The sequence below is a fragment of the Clostridium psychrophilum genome, from assembly GCF_018861705.1.
Classification (GTDB): domain Bacteria; phylum Bacillota; class Clostridia; order Clostridiales; family Clostridiaceae; genus Clostridium_AD; species Clostridium_AD psychrophilum.
The window spans coordinates 24,001-43,793 of the sequence record NZ_JAHLEC010000024.1 but is presented as its reverse complement, the minus strand read 5'-3'; the positions used below and the strand labels follow the sequence as shown (position 1 = coordinate 43,793).

Sequence of the window (19,793 nt, the reverse complement as noted above, 5' to 3'; positions counted from 1 at the left end):
TAAAGAATTCTTCTAAAAATGTTTCAACAAAATTTTGATATTGAGTATGTGAAGCCTTAACAGTTAACATAAAAATCACTCCTTATAAATGAAAAATGGTAATAATATACATAATTCATTTTGCGAAATTTTTACTACTGTCAAGTCTTATTACATACTATTTAATTTAAATAAATCAATAATACTAAGGATAGCTTAGATTACCTATGCTATCCTCAAGATAGAAAGCTCGAAGAAATTCTGGGGTGAAGTTGATATATGCATAAAAATGAACCTAGAATTAGCAATGGCTTGAGAGTTTCCGAGAGTACTATGTATTATCTGTGGGGTGCGCAAAACAAGCAACAATGCCGCCGAAAACCACTCCAAATGTGGTGAATACAGTTCCAAACACGGTAAATAAAGTCGAAGAAACTGCTTTTGAAAAATCTATAAGTAGCAAAGGAACATGGATTATTGCAGTTACAAAAAATTTAACTATCAACAAAGATCTTGCAGTTGATGGTGTATATAAAAATGACAAAAATGTTGTGCAACGTAAGATAACTCTATTTAGTCTAGACAAAGCTAAGAATAAAACTTCTAAATTTACTTTGACTGTTCCAAAATTAATCATTAATAGTCCCCAAACAAGTATAGAATATGGAACTTTTAAAGGAGACCTTTATGTTTCAGCAAATAACTTTAAATTAGTAGATACAATAGTTGAAGGAAATGTATATTTTACTACTAATGAAGCTAAATCTACATTCAAAATGGATGCTAAAAGTAAAGTAACTGGGAAACAGGAGTTAGCAACAAATCCAATGGTAAGTACTGTAGTTGCTTTTGAAAAGGCTATAAGTAGCAAAGGTACATCAGCTATTGCATTAACAAAGAACCTAACTACTGATAAGGATCTTGTGGTCGATGGTGATATAAAAATGATAAAAACATTATAGAACGTAAAATAGATTTATATAGTCAAGACAAAGAGATGAATATAACTTCTAGATTCACTTTGACTGCTCCAAAATTAACTATTAAAAGTTCTAACACTAGTATAGAACATGGAATTATTAAAGGTGACATTTATGTGTCATCAAATAACTTTAAGTTGATAGATACCACAGTTATGGGCAATGTATATTTTACTACGAATGAAGCTAAATCTACATTCAAAATGGATGCTAAAAGTAAAGTGACTGGAAAACAGGAATTAATGCCAGAAAAAATAAGCGCAAATGTAGGAAACACAGTATCAATAGTAAGTACCCCAGCTGCTTTTGAAAAGGCTATAAGTAGCAAGGGAACATGGATAATTACAATAACAAAAAATTTAAATATAAATAAAAAACTTGTTGTCGATGGTGAATATAAAAATGGTAAAAAAGATGCTAATGGTAAAGATATTATACAACGTAAGATAGATCTATTTAGTCAAGATGCAGACAAGAAGATAACAAACAAATTTACTTTGACTGTGCCAAAATTAACTATTATTAGTCCTGAAGCTTGTATAGAGCATGGAACATTAAAAGGTGACCTTTATGTTTCAGCAAAGAACTTTAAATTAATAGATGCCAAAGTTGATGGAAATGTATATTTTACTTCAGATGAAGCTAAATCTACATTCAAAATGGATAGTAAAAGTATAGTTACTGGAATACAGCAATTAAGAAAATAGTTTTTAATTTATTAAGGATAACTAATAGATTATAGAAGCAAGCCAGACGGATTTTCTATAGTGGATGATCCGGCTGTTTTGAGTTAAGGAGAGAGTCGTATCTTAATCTGGTAATATCTTTATTATTTCTTTATTATTAATTGAATTATACCTAAGTATTCATGAAATGCTTCGCAGGAATAACTTAAACTTGAATATGATGGCACGAAAGAATTAAAATTTATAGATAATGTTTTATTTGTAGTGTAATCAGTGGGATAGATTTGAAGATTCTTTATTTCAGAATTATTAAAATTAACTACTGCTCGTGGCATATGAAAAGCAGAGGTTAGAAGTATTGGTTTGGTATAGTTATATTTTTTTAATAAAACTGAGGTAAATTTAGCATTTTGGGTAGTATTCAAACTCTTATTTTCCATAATTATAGAATTTTTGTTTAGTCCTAAATCTAACAACTGACGTTTTGCAATTTCAGCTTCATTTCCGCTAGTTTTAAAAACCTGACCACCTGTAAAAAGTATAGGCAATCCAGTTTTCATATGTATTCGGGCAGCTGTAAGCAAACGATTGCCTGCGGAATTGTAAAGATTACCGTTTCCACTTAAATCGGGAGAAGTTAAAGTAGCACCACCACCTAATACAATGATGACATCACCATTCACTTTACTAGGTTGTTGATATTTGTATTCGAGTGAATGCATTAATAAGTTTGAGGTAAGTGGTATTGATATTATATAAAAGGGAATTAATATAGCAACAATAAGTTTAGGTAACTTTTTATTTTTTTTGTAATACAACACAATATATATAAACAAAGCAATAATTAAGCAACCTGGTGGCAAAATTAGATTAGCAATAGTTTTAATTAAATATAACATTAATTTCATCCTTTCATTTTACGTTATTGGTTTAATTATACTATATATGTATAAAGTCTCAATAGAAGTTGTAAAAAATATAGACATAAAAAAAGAAACCGTCTTATTTGACGATTCCCTTATAACTATTATACATATCTATCACATCATCTTTTTCAGATAAAGCACGATTTTTAAGAAAATTATTATTTTTACTTTCAGCATGCTCAATTTTTAAATCATATATCTTTGTAATCAATTCTTTTTCTTTTTTGTTAAGTCCAGCCTCTGTGAATATATCTACTGCACCTTTTGTAGTCCCATTTCCTTTTATTCCATATTGCACAGCAGTGGACCAAAGTGCTTCTTTTAGAGCGAGACTTTTAGTACTTATATCAAAATTATATTTGTTTTTCAACATCAATGCTGCAACGTCATAATACTTTGTTTTAACAAATTTGTGTTGTATTTTAAAAAACTTACTCCGGTTATTGGTGGCTAAACTCTGCCATGTCTTGTCAAAATTAGTGCTGTATTTATTGTTGTCGGAGGCTTTAGCCTTAATAAGTTTATCATAAAAATATTTTCCATCAGATTTTGTTCCCAAATACTTTAAAAATACATCTAGGGTGCCTCTATTAGATGAGAGGTGGTATAATCCATAAGATTTACCACCTGCATCAAAAGTGTTGTTAGATAGTGTACCAGGGTCACGAAAGCTTGTTAATATATTCCCAGTATATACAGTAGACTCATACTTAGAAGAAATAAATCCTAGGTAACTATCAGTTTTATCATCCCTAATTGGCATAGTAAATAATGCATATACATAGCCATCTTTTAGAATACCATTATCATTGTACTTAATTTTATACCATTCTCCAAGATCATCAACAATATAAAAGTGATCCGATTTCATTAGAATACCTATTTTATTATCATCACTTTTCATATCTGGAGTTGATCTTATGTTTATAGATTGACCAATGGCGAGTCCTAAACCAAAATTTAAATTGTTAGACTTATATAAATCTTTAGCAAAGGTCTGTGAAAAACCAGAAATAAATATGTAAAATAGTGTTGTTAAAGCAGTAATTTTAAGTAAACTCTTCATGTTGTATCCTCCAATAAGTTTTGTATATTAAGCTTCAATTTAAAAAGCTAAAATGGGACTTATGTGTACAATTATACATAAATATAGAGAAATAACAACAATTTTAACAAAATTAAAGCTAAATTATAGAAATTAATCAAATAAATTAATATTTAATTAAAATTTAAAACAATAAAATTGGGACAAATAGTTAAAATAATGAGCTTATATAAGAAATGTATGGAGAATTCATTAATAAGGGTGATTTGCAGATGAAATATGATTATTGAATTAAGAAGGTTATATTTTTTAGACTATTATTAGGATAAACTAAATATAAAATATAGACTTTTATGATTTGTTGTTTAAATATAGAGAGGTGTTCTAATGGATGCTTATAATAGAATATCACTACACAGAAATATAGCCATCAAGAATGATGGCATAACAGATATTTATGATTGTTTTTCGTATTTAGAGCCATCTATAAAGAAGTTAGTAGATGTATCAATATACCTTGAAGGTCTAAGCTAGGTAACTTGTATATGGGTTTGACATACTAGTATGTCGTTTTAGACATGACTAGCATGTCGTTTTAGACATGACTTGCATGTCGTTTTAGACATGACTTGCATGTCGTTTTAGACATGACTTGCATGTCGTTTTAGACATGACTAATTAGTCCGAATGTTTGAATAACGTTTACAATATAAACTTATCCACGAAATCATCAACAACGCTAATAGTATCAAATTTATTTATATTTTTTGTATTTATTTTAATCTTTTTATTGGTAAAAATTAAACTCTTGTTTTTACTAGATTTTGATTCTTCGTCTATCAAATATCCTGATATATATTTATTGCTTTTAGTATAGTTATGTAAGTATACGCTTTTTTCATATAAGTGTACAATAATTATGTCACGATTAATTGCATCGATGTGTTTTGTTACTTCTCCATTTATAGCAGTATATTTTCTTATAGGAGTTATGCTTCCATTCTCAGTATATCCCTTGCATAAGAAGTAACTGCTGTCTACCTCATTGCTACATCCATCAGAGATTATTAGATTTAATTTGTCATCATGTTTATTTAAATGATTATTCTTAAACAAATATGTTTCAATGGTATTACAATCTTTAATTGCTTTATTTACTTTATGATTAAAAAAAAGTTTAGTGGAAAAAGAAGATTTCCCATATTGTTGTATAGCTTGTTCACTCATGTTATTTGCCTCCATATTAATATTATGCAAAGTTTGAATTAACGATGACCAAGATTTGCATAAATTCTTTTGTATGTTTATATTTTGACTTGTTTTTTAGTCCCAAACATATTTTACATTATTTATTATATAATTCGTATATATTTATGTCAAGTAATTCCTTTTAGCAGATCTATTTTAAATTTATTATTAAAACCTATTTTTTATTGCAAGTTGAAAATATTTACTTTTATAGAAATATATTAAAGGACTATACAAGGCAATTGCCGAATGTATAATTTTGGTGCATTAATAAGTCAGTAACTAAATATTTTTTGATTTTTATTTTTTAATGTTATCATAATGAAAACATTTATTAGCATATAATCATTACAGTTATGTCTTATTAAATAATACAAATAAAATATATAATTAGTGCGTAGAGGGGAAAACATTAGCAACACTAATAAATTTGGGGGAAGATTATAGTGAAATGCAGAAAGAGAGTATTAATGACAACAACATTAGCAGTGGTAACATTCTTAAGCACTAGTATTGGAATAGTTTTAAGTAAGGGGCAAGAACCAGTCAAAAATAATGTTTATGCTGCAAGTCAAAAAACAGTGATATCCACAGTAAGTTCTCACAATACTTTAAATTCAGCAGTTGCCGAAAAAGCTAAACAGACTGAAGCTACAAAATTGGCACAAATTGTCGCAGATAAAGCTAAACAAGAAGAAATTGATAGAATAGCTATTGAGAGGCCAGCTATGTCTAAGCAGGCGAAGATAGCGGGAAATTATAGAACAATGAATGCAACAGCGGCTAAAGCAGAGTTAGCTAGAGTCGCAGCAGCGGGGCCTAATCAAACAGTAATTGGTGCGAAATTATCAATGTACTTAAAATCTTCAACCAATATTAGTAGTGTAATAAACAGAGCTGTTGCATTACATTGTGGGGATCCTCACAATATTTGTGTTTATTTTTCTAGTGAAGCAATGAGAAGCATAGGTGTGCCGGTTCCAAAATCAGTAGCTAATACAGGACTGTATTTAAGTTATCTACGTTCACATGGGTGGGTGACCTCTTATAATATTAAAGAGCTTACGGCAGGTAGTATTTGCTTTACAACTCATGGTAGCGAAGGGTATAATCCAACTCATACTTTTGTATTCATGGGATGGGTTACTCCTGGAAATTATACGTTAGCATATGTTGCGGATAGCCAAGGTACATCTGTTCATGTACGAAACATGGGTGTAACTTCTGCTACAGAGGCTTTTGGATTATTTATGCATATACCGACAGCACCAGCAGAAATTCATGCAGCATCACTAGGATATAACACAAATTATATCCGCTTTAGCAGTGTAGCTGGAGCAAGTGGGTATGAGCTTTATAGAGCAACATCAAGTAGGGGTTCATATGCTTTAATATTAAGAAGCACTGCTAAAAGTTATTACAACACAGGACTTACAACAAACAATACTTATTACTATAAAGTTCGCGCATATAGAATAGCTGGGTATACTAAGGTGTACAGTAATTTTTCAAATACTATAAATTTAAAGTCGATACTTTCCAAACCAAGAGAAATACATGCGGCATTATTGGGATATAATCAGATTTATACTCGTTGGAGTAGCGTAACTGGAGCAAGTGGCTATGAACTTTACAGAGCAACGACAAGCAATGGATTTTACGCTTTAACATTAAGAAGTACTGCACAAAGTTATTACAATACAGGACTTACAACAAATCGCATTTATTATTACAAAGTTCGAGCATATCGAAATGTTGGAAAAATAAGAGTATATAGCAATTGGAGTACAGTAGTACATGCAAAGGCTTAGTATAAAATTAAATTAATTTAGACTAATAATATGGAACCACTAAATTGATGCTTTAACTGTCAATTTAGTGGTTTTCTCTATTTAAAAGAAATCATATTAGTAAAGTAAAAGGATGATATTAAGTTCAAAAAATGGTATAATGTGTGTTATTACAAAATTGGATGGTGGTAAATTGAAAAAATTAGGAATTTTACTATGCTTGTTATCATTGGGTTTTATATTTTATAATTCCTCTAGACCTGGAGCATTATCAAATTTAAGAAGTTATGGAATTGTGCAATCAATACGGGATGTTAAATACGATGTAGAAGGTAAAACTAATACAACTAAAGCAAAAGCTGGAGTATTACCCATAAGCTCACGAGATGAGAAAATAAACTTAATTATTAGAAAAAATGCACATGCATTTGAGTACGCATTATTAGCGGTTCTTGTTTCCAATGTTTTATTTTCTCTTGGACTTAAGGGGAAAAATGCATTAACTACTATAATGTTTATTTGTCTATTATTTGCAGTAACTGATGAATTTCATCAAATGTTTGTTCCGGGTAGGACTTCACTTGTAAGTGATGTTATAATAGATTTCTCAGGTTCTTTAGTGGGCATCGTGTTATTTTATATAGCATATTATAAGATATATGTTAAGCGCTTAATAAAGAATAAAAAAGGGTTAGATATTAAATAAATTAAGTTAAATTAAATTTAAGTTAACTTAACTTAAGATAGTAGACTATAGAAAATAATATTATGAAAAATAGATACCCCAAAGGGTGTCTATTTTTTTTGGGTAAAGAATATCCCACAAAATCATTGAAAATAGTAGAAGATAATTATGCTAAAATGTTATTTAGAAAGTATGAATTTGAAATTTATAAATAAAGGCTTAGGGGAACACTAATGTTACCCTAAGCCTTTTGCTAGTCAATATAAGATTTGTTAAAAAATAACGATATATCTCGGAGAGAAATATTATTATGAAAGTTTATTTATGAGTTCGCTGTTTTGATTAACGGGGCTCATAGACATTTCTGGTTCTAAATGAATCATTACATATGGATTTCCAGGAAAAACATTCTTTATTTCCTCTTCAATTTTATCAGAAAGAGTATGTGCATCAACTAGTGATTCCTTTGCGAAAAGATGGACATTCACGTTAATTTCTCTTGTAGGTCCACTTTTTCTAGTTTTTAAACTATGATATCTAGTTATTTCTGAATGAGAGTCAAGTATGTTTATTATTTTTGAAATATCCTCATCTGGAAGCTTAGAATCTACTAAATCAGTTAAAGATTTTTTGATTAAGTTTATAGAAGTCTTAACTATTAGTAATGCAACAAATATCGCAGTAAGTGGATCAATAATTGGTATTTTTGTTATTTGTAATAATACAAGTCCAATAAACACTCCGAGAGATGTATATACATCTGTTAAAAGATGCATAGCATCAGCCTCTAGAGCAATAGATTCTGTCTTCTTAGCTGTTTTTAATATTACCATTGAGACAGAGAAATTAATTACAGATGCTAAAAGCATTACAAATATACCAGCATCTACATTCTCAACTGTTCCGCCTTCAAACATTCTTTTTATAGCTTGATAGACTATAAGAGCGGCAGCGAGTAAAATTAATAAAGCTTCAACGAATCCAGATACATTTTCGTATTTACCGTGTCCAAAGGGGTGACCAGTATCCTCAGCTTTCGAGGCTGCTTTAATGGAGAAAAAGGCAATAACGCTTGCCAAAAGATCTATAGAAGAATGGATTGCTTCAGATATAACACTAACTGAGCCCATTAATATTCCAGCTATAATTTTAAAAATTATTAACGCACTATTAGAAAATATAGATAATAATGCAGTTTTTTGCTTGTTCATTTTTATTCATTCCTTTCAAATTTAACATAATTGATAATAATTTATGTCAATTACACTTTTACAATTAAATCATCTCCTGGGTCGCAGCAAAATCGACCTGGAAGATGCAACAGCTTCAAAGAAGATGCATCATCTCCTCTATGGAGCTTTAACGACTTCGGAAATGCCGTTAAAGTAAAAAAGCTCTCCACAATGAAGTGGAAAGATTAAATGCTTTTAAATAAAAGCGCACGAATAAATTAACTCATCCCACTCGTTGAGTTTTAGCACTGTATAGCTTAGAGATTTGATACTCAGCTACATTAAGTAAAACCTTAATCCGGTAATACCTGCTGACCCGTTGGCGTCTCTCGACATTTCTGGGCAGTAGCGTGTGTCTTATACAGTAACCTCACCTAACAAGAATATTAAATTGTAATTATCAATTAACATTACCCCTAACAATAGTCCTAATTTTTGATATTGTCAATATTTCAAATTATTTAGAATCAAGGTGGAAAAATTAATTAAATATTGTAGGGTTGTCTGTAGTATAAAAAATAAATCATAGGGACATAATTTTAATACAGATATTCTGAAGGGAATGATGACCTTATGATGTTCAATAAAGTAGAAATATGTGGAGTAAATACTTCAAAATTACCTAAATTAAAAGAAAAACAAATGAAAGACTTACTATTTAGGATACAAAATGGAGAACCTGAGTGCAGGGATGAATTTATCGAGGGAAATCTAAGATTAGTTTTGAGCGTGATAAAGCGCTTTAATAACAGAGGAGAAAATGTAGATGATTTATTTCAAGTAGGTTGCATAGGGCTCATGAAATCAATTGATAATTTCAATTTAAGTCTAAATGTTAGGTTTTCTACATATGCAGTCCCTATGATCATTGGGGAAATAAGAAGATACTTAAGAGATAATAACTCTATAAGAGTTAGCAGGTCCTTAAGGGATATTGCATATAGAGCTTTACAGGTTAGAGAGCGATTGGTGAATGAGAATAATAAAGAACCGACTGTAACTGAAATAGCAAAAGAATTAGAATTGCCAAGAGAAGATGTGGTATTTGCACTAGATGCTATTCAAGATCCAGTATCATTATTTCAACCAATATACCATGATGGTGGGGATGAAATTTATGTAATGGATCAAATTAAGGATGGTAAAAATCTAGATGATAGTTGGCTCGAAGACATATCAATTAAAGAAGGAATGAAAAAGCTAAAAGATAGGGAAAAGTTAATTCTTAATTTGAGGTTCTTCGACGGAAAAACTCAAATGGAAGTGGCTGATGAAATAGGTATATCCCAAGCACAGGTTTCCAGACTAGAAAAAACTGCGTTAAAGCACATGAGAAAGTATGTATGATGTGACATCGTGAGATTATGGCTTATTAAAGTCAGTACATACATAAAAAAATCTTTTAATTTAGGAATAAGTAAAGGAGGAGCGAAAGCTCCTCCTTTACTTATTTACTTATTTAATTAGTTTATAATGTTACTTAAAAAATTTTTTAACGTCATTTAATATAGAATTTATATTTGGTGTAACTTTAACGACTTTATCCTTTGTTTTAATGACTTTTTTCTTATCTTTGGAAGTATCTAATAATGATTTAGCTCCAGCTGGCGGTGTGATATCTTTTACAGGAAGGTTAGCATTTGCTTCCTTCATTAATTTTCCCCAAATTAAAGCAGCATCATTACTGCTTAAATTGTAAAACTTTTTATTATCATCATTTCCTATCCAAACAGCAGCTGAATAATAAGGGCTTAAACCACAAAACCATAAATCTTTTAAATTAGTAGTAGTTCCTGTTTTGCCTGCAATTGGCATAGTGCCATATTTGGCATTGGTACCTGTACCACCAGAACTTACCGGACCCTTTAATAAATCATACATTGTGTAAGCGCTTAGGGGACTAAGTGTTTTTTTAGTTGTATATTTGGTTTCTAATAATACTTTCCCAGTTTTGTCTACAACCTTGGTATATAGTCTAGGGCTTGAATACATACCAGAGTTTCCAAAAACTCCATAGGCGGCTGCCATTAGCAGTGGAGTTTCACCACCATAAAACTGTCCAAGTGCCATGGTAGCAATATTCTTATCGGCGCTTGTAACACTTAGGCCAAACTTTTTAGCATAAGTATATCCTGTGGCTACACCTATTTGATCCTCAAGTTTAACAGCAACTAGATTTTGAGATGTTTTTATAGCAGAACCTATTGTAATTGGTCCCATAGCTTTATTATCATCAGTTGGATTATAGGAAGCTCCATTAGTTTTATATTTATTGGCTATTTTTGCAGATAGAGGTGAGTCATCTATTACGGTACTCGCTGAAGCTTTTTTAGAGTCAATTGCAGCAGCATATACTGTTAAAGGCTTAATGCTTGAACCAGTTGATCTTGGAAAACTTTTGATATCAACTGCTCTATTATAGGATTGAGCTGGCTCATCTCCTCTTCCACCTATAATGGCTTTAACTTGCCCATTGTGGTAATCAAAAATCACTGCAGAGGACTGAATATTTTTACTACTTGTATTTTTAACTTTTTTAAAGACTGGGTCAGTATCCACTATTTTTTGAGATTTAGTTTGAAGATCTTTATTCATAGTTGTATATATTTTTAATCCACCATTAATTAATAAAGATGTAACTTGTGAATTACTATAATTATATTTGGCCATTAAATCAGTCTTAATTTGTTTAACAACGGGGCTTGAAAATGATTCATAGTTATATTTATTTAAATCTTCGTTAGGTCTTGTGAATACAATTTTATTGATTTTTATACTACTGATTGCATTGTCATACTCTTCTTTTGAAATTGAATTAGTTTTATACATATTATATAATACTAATTTAGTTTTATTAATATAAACACTTGGATCTTTTTCATTGTAAGTTGTAAAGGGATAAGATCCAGAAGGACTTTGAGCCATACCTGCGATAAAGGCACTTTCTACTAAAGTTAAATTTTTTGAGGTTTTGTTAAAATACTGGTATGCTGCGGCTTCCACACCATAAGCATTACCACCTAAAAAAATAGTGTTCATGTAAGCGTCTAGTATATTATCCTTTGACATAGATTTCTCCAGGTCTATAGAAAGATAAGCTTCTTGTATTTTTCTTTTATAATCAAGTCTATTGTTTAATGAATCATCTAGGAACATCCGATTTTTTATAAGCTGTTGAGTTATAGTGGATGCCCCTTGAGTACCTTTGTCGCTATTAAGAAGTTTATTTTTAACATCCATAAGTACTGCCCTAGTAATTCCTTTAAGATCTACGCCTCCATGTTTATAGAAACGTTCATCCTCGATAGCTATGAAAGCTTCACCTAGATATTTAGATGTGTTATTTAACGACACATTGGTTCTCATTACAACCTGACCGCTTTCATTTGTGCTAATAATGTTGTCCATTTGGTTTCCTTTATCATCATAAATTATAGAGGTTTGGTTTAAAGCTAATATTTGTTTGGTATCTAAAGGTGGTGACGCTTGAATTATTGTAAAAATTGTACCTGAACCGATTATAATTCCTAAAAATATAATTCCTATAACAATTTTAGTGATTTTATGTGTGCGTTTAATTTTCTTCTTATTTTTTGTTCCTTCCATATACTGTTCTCCTTTACAAAAATACAATATTTAAAATTTTATATTAATAAGTGTGGAAAACTAACTAAATTTTTTATTTGATGAGGAGAAAAAGGAAAAAGGAAAAATGCATTCGATTTTTCCTTTCCTAATTAACTCTGCGACCATATGTAAAATCACTGTTTAGATTCTGAATTCTAATCACAGCTCCTGTGTGAGGTGCATTTATCATTTTACCGTTTCCAACATATATTCCTACATGATGAGCAGGTGTTCCGAAAAACACTAAATCTCCTGGCTGAAGATCAGATCTAGATATAAGTGTTCCTACATTTTGCTGATCCTCGGAAACTCTTGGTAGGTTTATGCCAAAACGTGCAAATACATATTTTGTAAATCCTGAACAGTCAAAACCACCTGAAGGGGTTGTCCCACCCCATACATAAGGGATGCCTAGAAACTTTGATGCATATGCTAAAACTGAATTAGAAGAAAGTTTAGCTGTAACTACAGTGTCCTTATTTTCTTTCGTTTGATTCACAGTAGGACTGCTTGGTTTTGAAATATTAAGAGTTTCACCAATAGAAATAGAATCATTCCATTTATTATTAGCTTTTCTTAATGTATACAATGATTCTCCATTGTCTTGAGCTATTACGGATAAACAATCTCCACTTTTTACAGTATAGGTAAAAGTTTCTAATGTTGCTGCAAATAAATTAAGTGATGCAGTTGCTGATATAGTGATTACTAATACTGATGTTAAAAAAATAGATTGAAAACTCTTAAAGTTAATCATTATTTCCTCCTCCTTGTGCCTACTAGTAAGTATTGATAAAGCAATAATAAACAAGCAAAATTTCCTTAAAAATTAATTTAGATAAAATCAATTCAATATTTTTCCAACTCGATAATGCGTTGGTGTATTTAAATTATAGACAATTTCCAAAAAAAATATTCAAAATATAGTTATTTATAATTAACTATTAGAAATAAATTAAATAGAATGAATAAATAGAATGAATAAATAAAAAAATAATTATATATATTTTCCTTATACAGGCACTATTAATGAAATAAATCATATTATATTAAGAAGCATTATTAGGAGGAATACCTGTGTTTTTCATAAATTGTTTATTGAATATGATTGGGAATGTTACATTTTTGACAGCTTATATAACTGGGAATAATTCATTCCCTCAACCACTTAGCGAAGAAGAAGAAAAATCCTATTTGATAAAATTGAAAGAAGGGGACTTACTTGCAAAAGGCGTATTAGTTGAACGAAATTTGAGACTAGTTGCGCATATAGTAAAAAAATATTCATACCCAGGAAAGGATGTAGATGATCTTATATCTATCGGAACTGTGGGTCTTATTAAAGGAATAGATTCATTTAATATTAATAAGGGAACAAGACTTGCTACCTATGCTGCAAGGTGTATAGAAAACGAAATACTTATGCTTATTCGAAATAATAAGAAAACAAAAGGAGAAATTTATCTTCAGGACCCTATTGGTACTGACAAAGAAGGCAAAGAAATATCTCTTATAGATGTATTAAGTAGTGATGATGATTCTGTTGTTGATATGGTAGAAACTAAAATACAAATCAAAACACTTTATGATAAAATAAATGCATCTTTACTAGATAGAGAGAAAATAGTAATCCAAATGCGTTATGGTCTAGTTGATGGTAATCCTCGAACTCAAAGAGAGATTGCAGTAATACTTGGGATTTCAAGGTCTTATGTATCTAGAATTGAAAAGAGGGTATTAAAGAAACTTAATAAGGAATTAAATCGTTAAAATTCGTATACGTAGGTATACATATAATGAATTAGAATAATTGAAAAGTGCAAACAGCACTTTTTTATTTTTGTAACATTTTAAAGGATATAAGAGAAACTTGTCGAATACTTTAAAAAGAAAGTAAATAAGGGGTATTTTATGAACGTCGTTAGTGCAAGTGTATATGACAGAGACTTTAACAACATAAGAAAAATAAAAGTTATAGTTGGAATAGATAAAAGTAACTTAATAAAAAGTGGAAAAAGAATAGTCGTTTGTGGAAAGAACTTTTGAAAAGTGGGGATAAGTGTTATGGCAAAAAGTAGAAGTAGACGAACTATGATATTTGGTTATATTTCAATTGCTTGTTTATCATTAGTTATAGTATTGTTTAGTATATATAGCATGAATAAGGTATGCACAGAATCAGATTTTGTTATAAAAAAAATACTCCCAGCAAAAATATTTTCAACGGAGATTTTAACATCACTAATAAATCAGGAAACAGGTATAAGAGCATATATTATATCTGATAATAAAGAATTTTTAGAACCTTATTATTTGGGGAGCAAACAAATACCAGGATATTACAATTCATTAGATAATTTGAAAGATACGAATTTGGAAACGGGTCTTACTAATCAACTTATTTCCGAAATGAAATCCATTCAAAGTTTTTATAATCAACAAATAATATTAGTCGCAAGTGGTAAATCAAGTCAGGCAAAATTAAATTTAAATCAAGGTAAAAATTTAGTTGATAAATTTAGGGCAACTGATAATATTTTAATGAATAAAATTAATTTAGAAGTAAATAGTTCGCGAAATAAAGTTGCACATACTCAAATAATTCAGCGATGTTTGCTTGCTTTTTTAGGATTTTTACTAATTGCAGGAAACTTAATATTTATTAAATATATTTATAATTATATGTTCGAAGAAGTTGAGAAAAAAAATCAAGTCAACAAACAGTTACAGGGTGTACTGATTTCACACGAAGAGTTTATTGCAAACATTTCACATGAACTTAAAACACCATTAAATGTAATCTTTTCTGCGATTCAGTTATTTCAGCTGTATTGCAATAATGGGTCATTAGACGCAAAACGTGATACATTTATTAAATACCTAGACTCGATGAAGGTTAATTCATATAGATTATCAAAACTTATTAATAATATAGTTGATTCATCAAAAATTCAGGCAGGGTTCTTTAAATTGAATTTGTCTACTAATAATATAGTTGAAGTTGTGGAAGACATTGTTATGTCTGTAACTTCTTTTACTGAATGTAAGGGGTTAAACATTGTTTTTGATACGGATGTAGAAGAAAAATATATTGATTGTGATCCAGAAATCATAGAGAGAATAGTATTAAACCTTTTATCAAATGCTATAAAATTTTCAGATGAAGGTAACGAAATATTTGTTGATATTAAGGATAAAAATGAATTTGTTGAAATATCAGTAAGTGACAATGGTATTGGTATTGAAGAAAAAAACTTGAGTACAATATTTGATAGATTTAAACAAGTTGATAAATCATTATCGAGGAATGCAGAAGGTACTGGCATTGGTTTAAGTTTAGTTAAATCGATTGTAGAATTACAAGGTGGAAGAATATATGCACAAAGTACATTTGGAAAAGGAAGTAAGTTTACTTTTACAGTTCCATCAGGAAAAATACATGAAGAAAATATTGTACATAGTAATAAAGTAAAAGGTCAAGATGAAAGCATACGAGTGGAACTCTCAGATGTTTATTAATAATTCTTTAAAATTTTGTGGCGACTCAGAAAATAATTTAATAATATAATTCCCTCAATTGCTAAATGATTTTTTTAAATTGAGTATATTGTTAAAGTTTAATTATTACAACAAATGGGGGATTAAGAATATGAAAAATATTTTTTATATGAAAATTAAATTGCTATATGTTTTTGTCATCTCTTTATTAGGCATTGGCATTGTTTATTGCAATTTTGCAAACAGCAAACCAAAACGACAATTAGTTAGCGTATTAGTTACAGATAGTACAGCTATTAAATTCCCAGATAAGAATTTGGAAAAATTAATAAGGGAGAAAATACAATGTCCTACTGGAGATATCTTAAAAGATGATGTGGATAATATAACGAGTCTTCAAAATGCTCAAGACAAACATATTACTAATCTTTCAGGAATTGAGAATCTCACTAATTTAGTTACGCTGAATTTAAGTGATAATAATATTAGTAACATAGCACCATTAAAAGGACTAACTAACATAACTGATTTGAATTTAGCTACTAATAAAATTAGTAATTTGCAGCCTCTAGAAGGATTAACTCATTTGACTAATTTAAATTTAAACACTAATAAGACAAGCAACATCGAGCCATTAGAAAAATTGAAAAGTTTGAGCAAGTTGGATTTAAACACTAATCAAATAAGTAATATAGTGGCATTAAAAGGATTAACTAACCTTACTAGTTTGAATTTAGATACTAATAAGATGAGCAATATAGAAGCATTAAAAGGATTAACAAAGTTAACTAATTTGGATTTAGCCTCTAATAAGGTAAGTAATACAGAACCTTTAAAAGGATTAACTAAGTTAACAAATTTAAGTTCAGATGCTAATCAGGTTAAAGAAACTTCAATAGTTAGTAATTCTAAAAGTATTTTGATGAAAACAGATATACATAATAGCACTTTGACTTCTAAGCAAAATGAAATAAAAGACAGCAATAAATCTACAGAGAGCAAAGCCATTACATTCCCAAATAAGAATTTAGATGAGACAACAAAAGATGATAAAAAAGAACCTGTTGTAGATATAACAAACCATGATTCTGACAAAATAACAAATCCAGAAAACTCCCAGGATAAAAATTCTACGAATATACCGGATGAAGAGAGTTCTACAATTCCAACCTCAAATACTAAACAGGTAAGTAACATAGAACCGTAATCATTTCCTCTTTTATTTTTTTGCGTGCAATTATACCAGATTTAACACTGGATTTTATGGCTGAAAAAAATATATATTTTTTAACAATTAATGTATCATTTTTATAAAGAAAATGTATATAATGGTATACAGTGCATTTATTATTCTAGTTTAAAGGGAGAAAAAATGAGAAAAAATAAATTTATAAAAAAAATTATAGCTGTTACAATCTCTACGTTAATGGTTTTATTAAACACTTCAACTTTAGGCTTTGCAGCAACGACAAGCAGTGCTACCAATATAAGTGTTACAAGCAATTCTATACATAATAATTTTTTAAACAATTTAAAAAAATATAATAAAAGTAATGTTCAAGTAGATGAAAACAATGAAAGCAATGGCGAATTGTTTATATCAGGTATTTTGTCGGACCCAAAAACGCCAAGCGTAAAAGAAGCGTTAACATTTTTAGATCAAAACAAAACAATTATTGGATTAAATAATATTTTTAGTGATTTTAAAGATGCAAAAATAATAGTAGACAATGCAGGATTTACACACATAAAATTATATCAATATATATCAGGTTTACCAGTTGAGGATAAACAGATAACCGTGCATTTTAATAAAGGGGGTATTATAACCTCAGTCACTGGAAATGTAGTTCTCAAAACTGCGATTCCTGTTAGGTCCCTTGCAAAATCATTTATTAATAAGATAACATCAAGTGAAGCTATTTCGATTGCAAAAGGCGAATGCACTAAAATGGACAGTTTAACTTCTAAAAATTCACAAGGGCTATTAAAAGGACAAGCCGCTAAACTTAGCTCAGAGCCAACAGCAAACAAAACATTTTTGGTTATTGGGAAAAAGGTTTATGAGGTATATTTAGTAAATGTAAAATATACAACTCCAATTATAGGAAATTGGGATGTTTATGTGGATACAAGTTCAGGAAAGGTAATTAGTAAGCAAAGTAATATTAGGTATGGAGATGTTCCCGCTATAGGAACAGGTACTGGCGTTAATGGAAAAACTAAGTCATTAAACTTAGAATTAGAAAACAATAAAACATATTTAATGACAGATTTAACTAAACCAATGCTCAATTCTAATAATATAACAACTTTTAGTGCAAATAATGGAGATGGAACTAAAGTATACGAGGGTACTTCTTCTAATGGTAAATTTACATCAGAGAAAGATAAAGCACTTGTTGATGCACATTATAATGCAGGAGCAGTATATGATTTTTATAAAACTTTATTTAATCGTAACAGTATTGACGGCAAAGGCATGGAAATAAGATCTGTAGCTCATTTAGGTTCTAAGTATAACAATGCATTTTGGGATGGTTATTCAACTATGTGGTATGGTGATGGTGATGGATCGATGTTTACGTATCTCAGTGGAGACCTTGGAATCGTTGGACATGAGATGACTCATGGGGTAACGCAGGCAAATGGAGACTTATCTTACAATAATCAATCAGGAGCACTTGACGAATCAATATCTGATGTTTTTGGCGTTTTGATTAAGACATATAATAAATACAATGTAAAAAATCATGGTACATGGACATTTAATCCATCAGACTGGGTAATAGGTCAAGATGTTTATACACCTAAAACTTCCGGGGATGCATTAAGAAGTTTAGCAAATCCAACTCTTTATGGTCAACCAGACAATATAAATAGTTATGAGAATCTACCAGATGATTATGATGATGATTATGGTGGAGTGCATACAAACAGTGGAATCCCCAATAAAGCCGCTTACCTTATAGCCAAATCTATAGGCATGAAAAAGACAGCTGAAATTTATTATGATGCATATAATTATTTTAACTACAATATAGATTTTAAAGGAGCTGCGAATGCAATTATACGAGCAGCAACAGATTTATATGGAGCTAGTAGTTCAGAGGTTAAGGCTGTAAAAACATCATTTATAACTGTCAATGCATTACCTATACCAACAAGCTTAAAAGTGGCATCATCTTCATACAACAGTATTAACGTTAGCTTCAATAAAGTACAAGGAGCAAGTAAATATGAGATTTGGAGAACTAGTAAAGGAATTTATACATTAATAGGTACAACAACATCAACAAAGTATAATAATACTGGACTTATACCAAATAGTAAATATTACTATAAAGTTAGAGCATATAAGATGGTTGGTGCACTTAAAGAGTATAGTGGTTTTACAACCGGGTTAGGTTCGAAACCAATACCATCGGTGCCAACATCACTAAAAGTAGCATCATCTTCTTATAACGGTATAAATGTTAGCTTCAAGGCAGTGCAAGGAGCAAACAGATATGAAGTTTGGAGAACTAGTAAAGGAAAATATACGCTAATAGGTACAACATCGTCTACAAATTATAATAATACTGGACTTACAACAAACAATACTTATTATTATAAAGTAAGAGCATACAGGATGGTTGGCACACTTAAAGTGTACAGTGGTTTTACAACGGGACTAGGTGCGAGACCAGTACCAGGAGCACCAACAACTGTGAAAGCCACTCGAGTTAGTTCTAGAAGTATAAAACTAACATGGAGAACTGTATCAGGAACAAGCGGGTATGAAGTATATAGAGCTAGCTCAAGCAATGGAAAATATGGCATATTATCAAGAACTTCACATGCATATTATACCAATTCAAGTTTAGCAAAAGGTAGAACTTATTATTATAAAGTTAGGTCATATCGAAATGTTGGTAAAACACGAGTGTATGGCAATTTGAGCAGCATAGTACATGCTAAACCATAAAAAATTAAAACTATCCAAGTGCATGAAAATGTATTTGGATAATTTTTGTCTTAATAAGATATATTTTACGTAAATATAATTTAAAAGTAAGATATAATCCCAAAATCCAATAAGTATTACAAATATTTCG

The 19,793-nt window shown here is 30.0% G+C and carries 16 protein-coding genes, 1 pseudogene and 1 riboswitch; of the genes and pseudogenes, 11 read left to right on the top strand and 6 right to left on the bottom strand.

Features of this window, described 5'->3' with window-relative positions:
- Positions 1-347 precede the first annotated feature (347 nt).
- Positions 348-941: a hypothetical protein gene (locus KPL38_RS07570; RefSeq protein ID WP_216288541.1), complete on the top strand. Its 594-nt coding sequence runs from the start codon at positions 348-350 to the stop codon at positions 939-941.
- 59 nt (positions 942-1,000) lie between these two features.
- Complete coding sequence (locus KPL38_RS07565) at positions 1,001-1,666, top strand: hypothetical protein (protein WP_216288540.1); 666 nt, start codon at positions 1,001-1,003, stop codon at positions 1,664-1,666.
- 122 nt (positions 1,667-1,788) lie between these two features.
- On the opposite strand, the gene KPL38_RS07560 is transcribed toward KPL38_RS07565, so the two are convergent.
- Together KPL38_RS07560 and KPL38_RS07555 are read right to left on the bottom strand one after the other, a co-directional pair.
- The gene (locus KPL38_RS07560; RefSeq protein ID WP_216288539.1) at positions 1,789-2,544 is read right to left on the bottom strand and encodes a YdcF family protein; all 756 of its coding nucleotides are present in this window, start codon (positions 2,542-2,544) and stop codon (positions 1,789-1,791) included.
- Positions 2,545-2,647: 103 nt separating this feature from the next.
- Entirely contained in the window at positions 2,648-3,637 is a 990-nt protein-coding gene (locus KPL38_RS07555; protein ID WP_216288538.1) for a VgrG-related protein, read from the bottom strand.
- Between the two features lie 366 nt (positions 3,638-4,003).
- Here KPL38_RS07555 and KPL38_RS07550 point away from each other — a divergent pair, with 366 nt between their 5' ends.
- Positions 4,004-4,150: a hypothetical protein gene (locus KPL38_RS07550; RefSeq protein WP_216288537.1), complete on the top strand. Its 147-nt coding sequence runs from the start codon at positions 4,004-4,006 to the stop codon at positions 4,148-4,150.
- A gap of 168 nt (positions 4,151-4,318) precedes the next feature.
- Here the strand turns inward: KPL38_RS07550 and KPL38_RS07545 are convergent, their stop codons facing one another.
- Positions 4,319-4,843 (bottom strand): hypothetical protein, encoded by a 525-nt coding sequence (locus tag KPL38_RS07545; protein WP_216288536.1) that lies wholly within the window; start codon positions 4,841-4,843, stop codon positions 4,319-4,321.
- 467 nt (positions 4,844-5,310) lie between these two features.
- On the opposite strand from KPL38_RS07545, the gene KPL38_RS07540 reads away from it, so the two are divergent.
- Entirely contained in the window at positions 5,311-6,675 is a 1,365-nt protein-coding gene (locus KPL38_RS07540) for a fibronectin type III domain-containing protein (RefSeq protein ID WP_216288535.1), read from the top strand.
- 172 nt (positions 6,676-6,847) lie between these two features.
- On the top strand, positions 6,848-7,360 hold the full coding sequence (locus KPL38_RS07535; RefSeq protein WP_216288534.1) for a VanZ family protein: 513 nt from the start codon (positions 6,848-6,850) through the stop codon (positions 7,358-7,360).
- A 287-nt stretch (positions 7,361-7,647) separates the two neighbouring features.
- On the opposite strand, the gene KPL38_RS07530 is transcribed toward KPL38_RS07535, so the two are convergent.
- Positions 7,648-8,550: a cation diffusion facilitator family transporter gene (locus KPL38_RS07530; RefSeq protein ID WP_216288533.1), complete on the bottom strand. Its 903-nt coding sequence runs from the start codon at positions 8,548-8,550 to the stop codon at positions 7,648-7,650.
- A gap of 241 nt (positions 8,551-8,791) precedes the next feature.
- Positions 8,792-8,960, bottom strand: a riboswitch (M-box (ykoK) riboswitch).
- 184 nt (positions 8,961-9,144) lie between these two features.
- On the opposite strand from KPL38_RS07530, the gene sigG reads away from it, so the two are divergent.
- A complete protein-coding gene (gene sigG, locus KPL38_RS07525) occupies positions 9,145-9,918 on the top strand; it encodes an RNA polymerase sporulation sigma factor SigG (RefSeq protein ID WP_216288532.1) in 774 nt (257 codons plus the stop codon).
- Between the two features lie 129 nt (positions 9,919-10,047).
- On the opposite strand, the gene KPL38_RS07520 is transcribed toward sigG, so the two are convergent.
- The gene (locus KPL38_RS07520) at positions 10,048-12,177 is read right to left on the bottom strand and encodes a transglycosylase domain-containing protein (protein ID WP_216288531.1); all 2,130 of its coding nucleotides are present in this window, start codon (positions 12,175-12,177) and stop codon (positions 10,048-10,050) included.
- 127 nt (positions 12,178-12,304) lie between these two features.
- Positions 12,305-12,652: pseudogene (locus KPL38_RS07515) on the bottom strand (C40 family peptidase); the annotation flags it as partial.
- Positions 12,653-13,275: 623 nt separating this feature from the next.
- On the opposite strand from KPL38_RS07515, the gene sigK reads away from it, so the two are divergent.
- From sigK to KPL38_RS07495, 5 genes are all read left to right on the top strand, one after another.
- On the top strand, positions 13,276-13,968 hold the full coding sequence (gene sigK, locus KPL38_RS07510; protein WP_216288530.1) for an RNA polymerase sporulation sigma factor SigK: 693 nt from the start codon (positions 13,276-13,278) through the stop codon (positions 13,966-13,968).
- Positions 13,969-14,109: 141 nt separating this feature from the next.
- Entirely contained in the window at positions 14,110-14,244 is a 135-nt protein-coding gene (locus KPL38_RS19990; RefSeq protein ID WP_281419335.1) for a hypothetical protein, read from the top strand.
- A gap of 18 nt (positions 14,245-14,262) precedes the next feature.
- Positions 14,263-15,717: a sensor histidine kinase gene (locus KPL38_RS07505; protein WP_246577863.1), complete on the top strand. Its 1,455-nt coding sequence runs from the start codon at positions 14,263-14,265 to the stop codon at positions 15,715-15,717.
- A 130-nt stretch (positions 15,718-15,847) separates the two neighbouring features.
- Positions 15,848-16,903 (top strand): leucine-rich repeat domain-containing protein, encoded by a 1,056-nt coding sequence (locus KPL38_RS07500; protein ID WP_216288529.1) that lies wholly within the window; start codon positions 15,848-15,850, stop codon positions 16,901-16,903.
- A gap of 165 nt (positions 16,904-17,068) precedes the next feature.
- Positions 17,069-19,663 (top strand): M4 family metallopeptidase, encoded by a 2,595-nt coding sequence (locus KPL38_RS07495; protein ID WP_216288528.1) that lies wholly within the window; start codon positions 17,069-17,071, stop codon positions 19,661-19,663.
- Positions 19,664-19,793 lie beyond the last annotated feature (130 nt).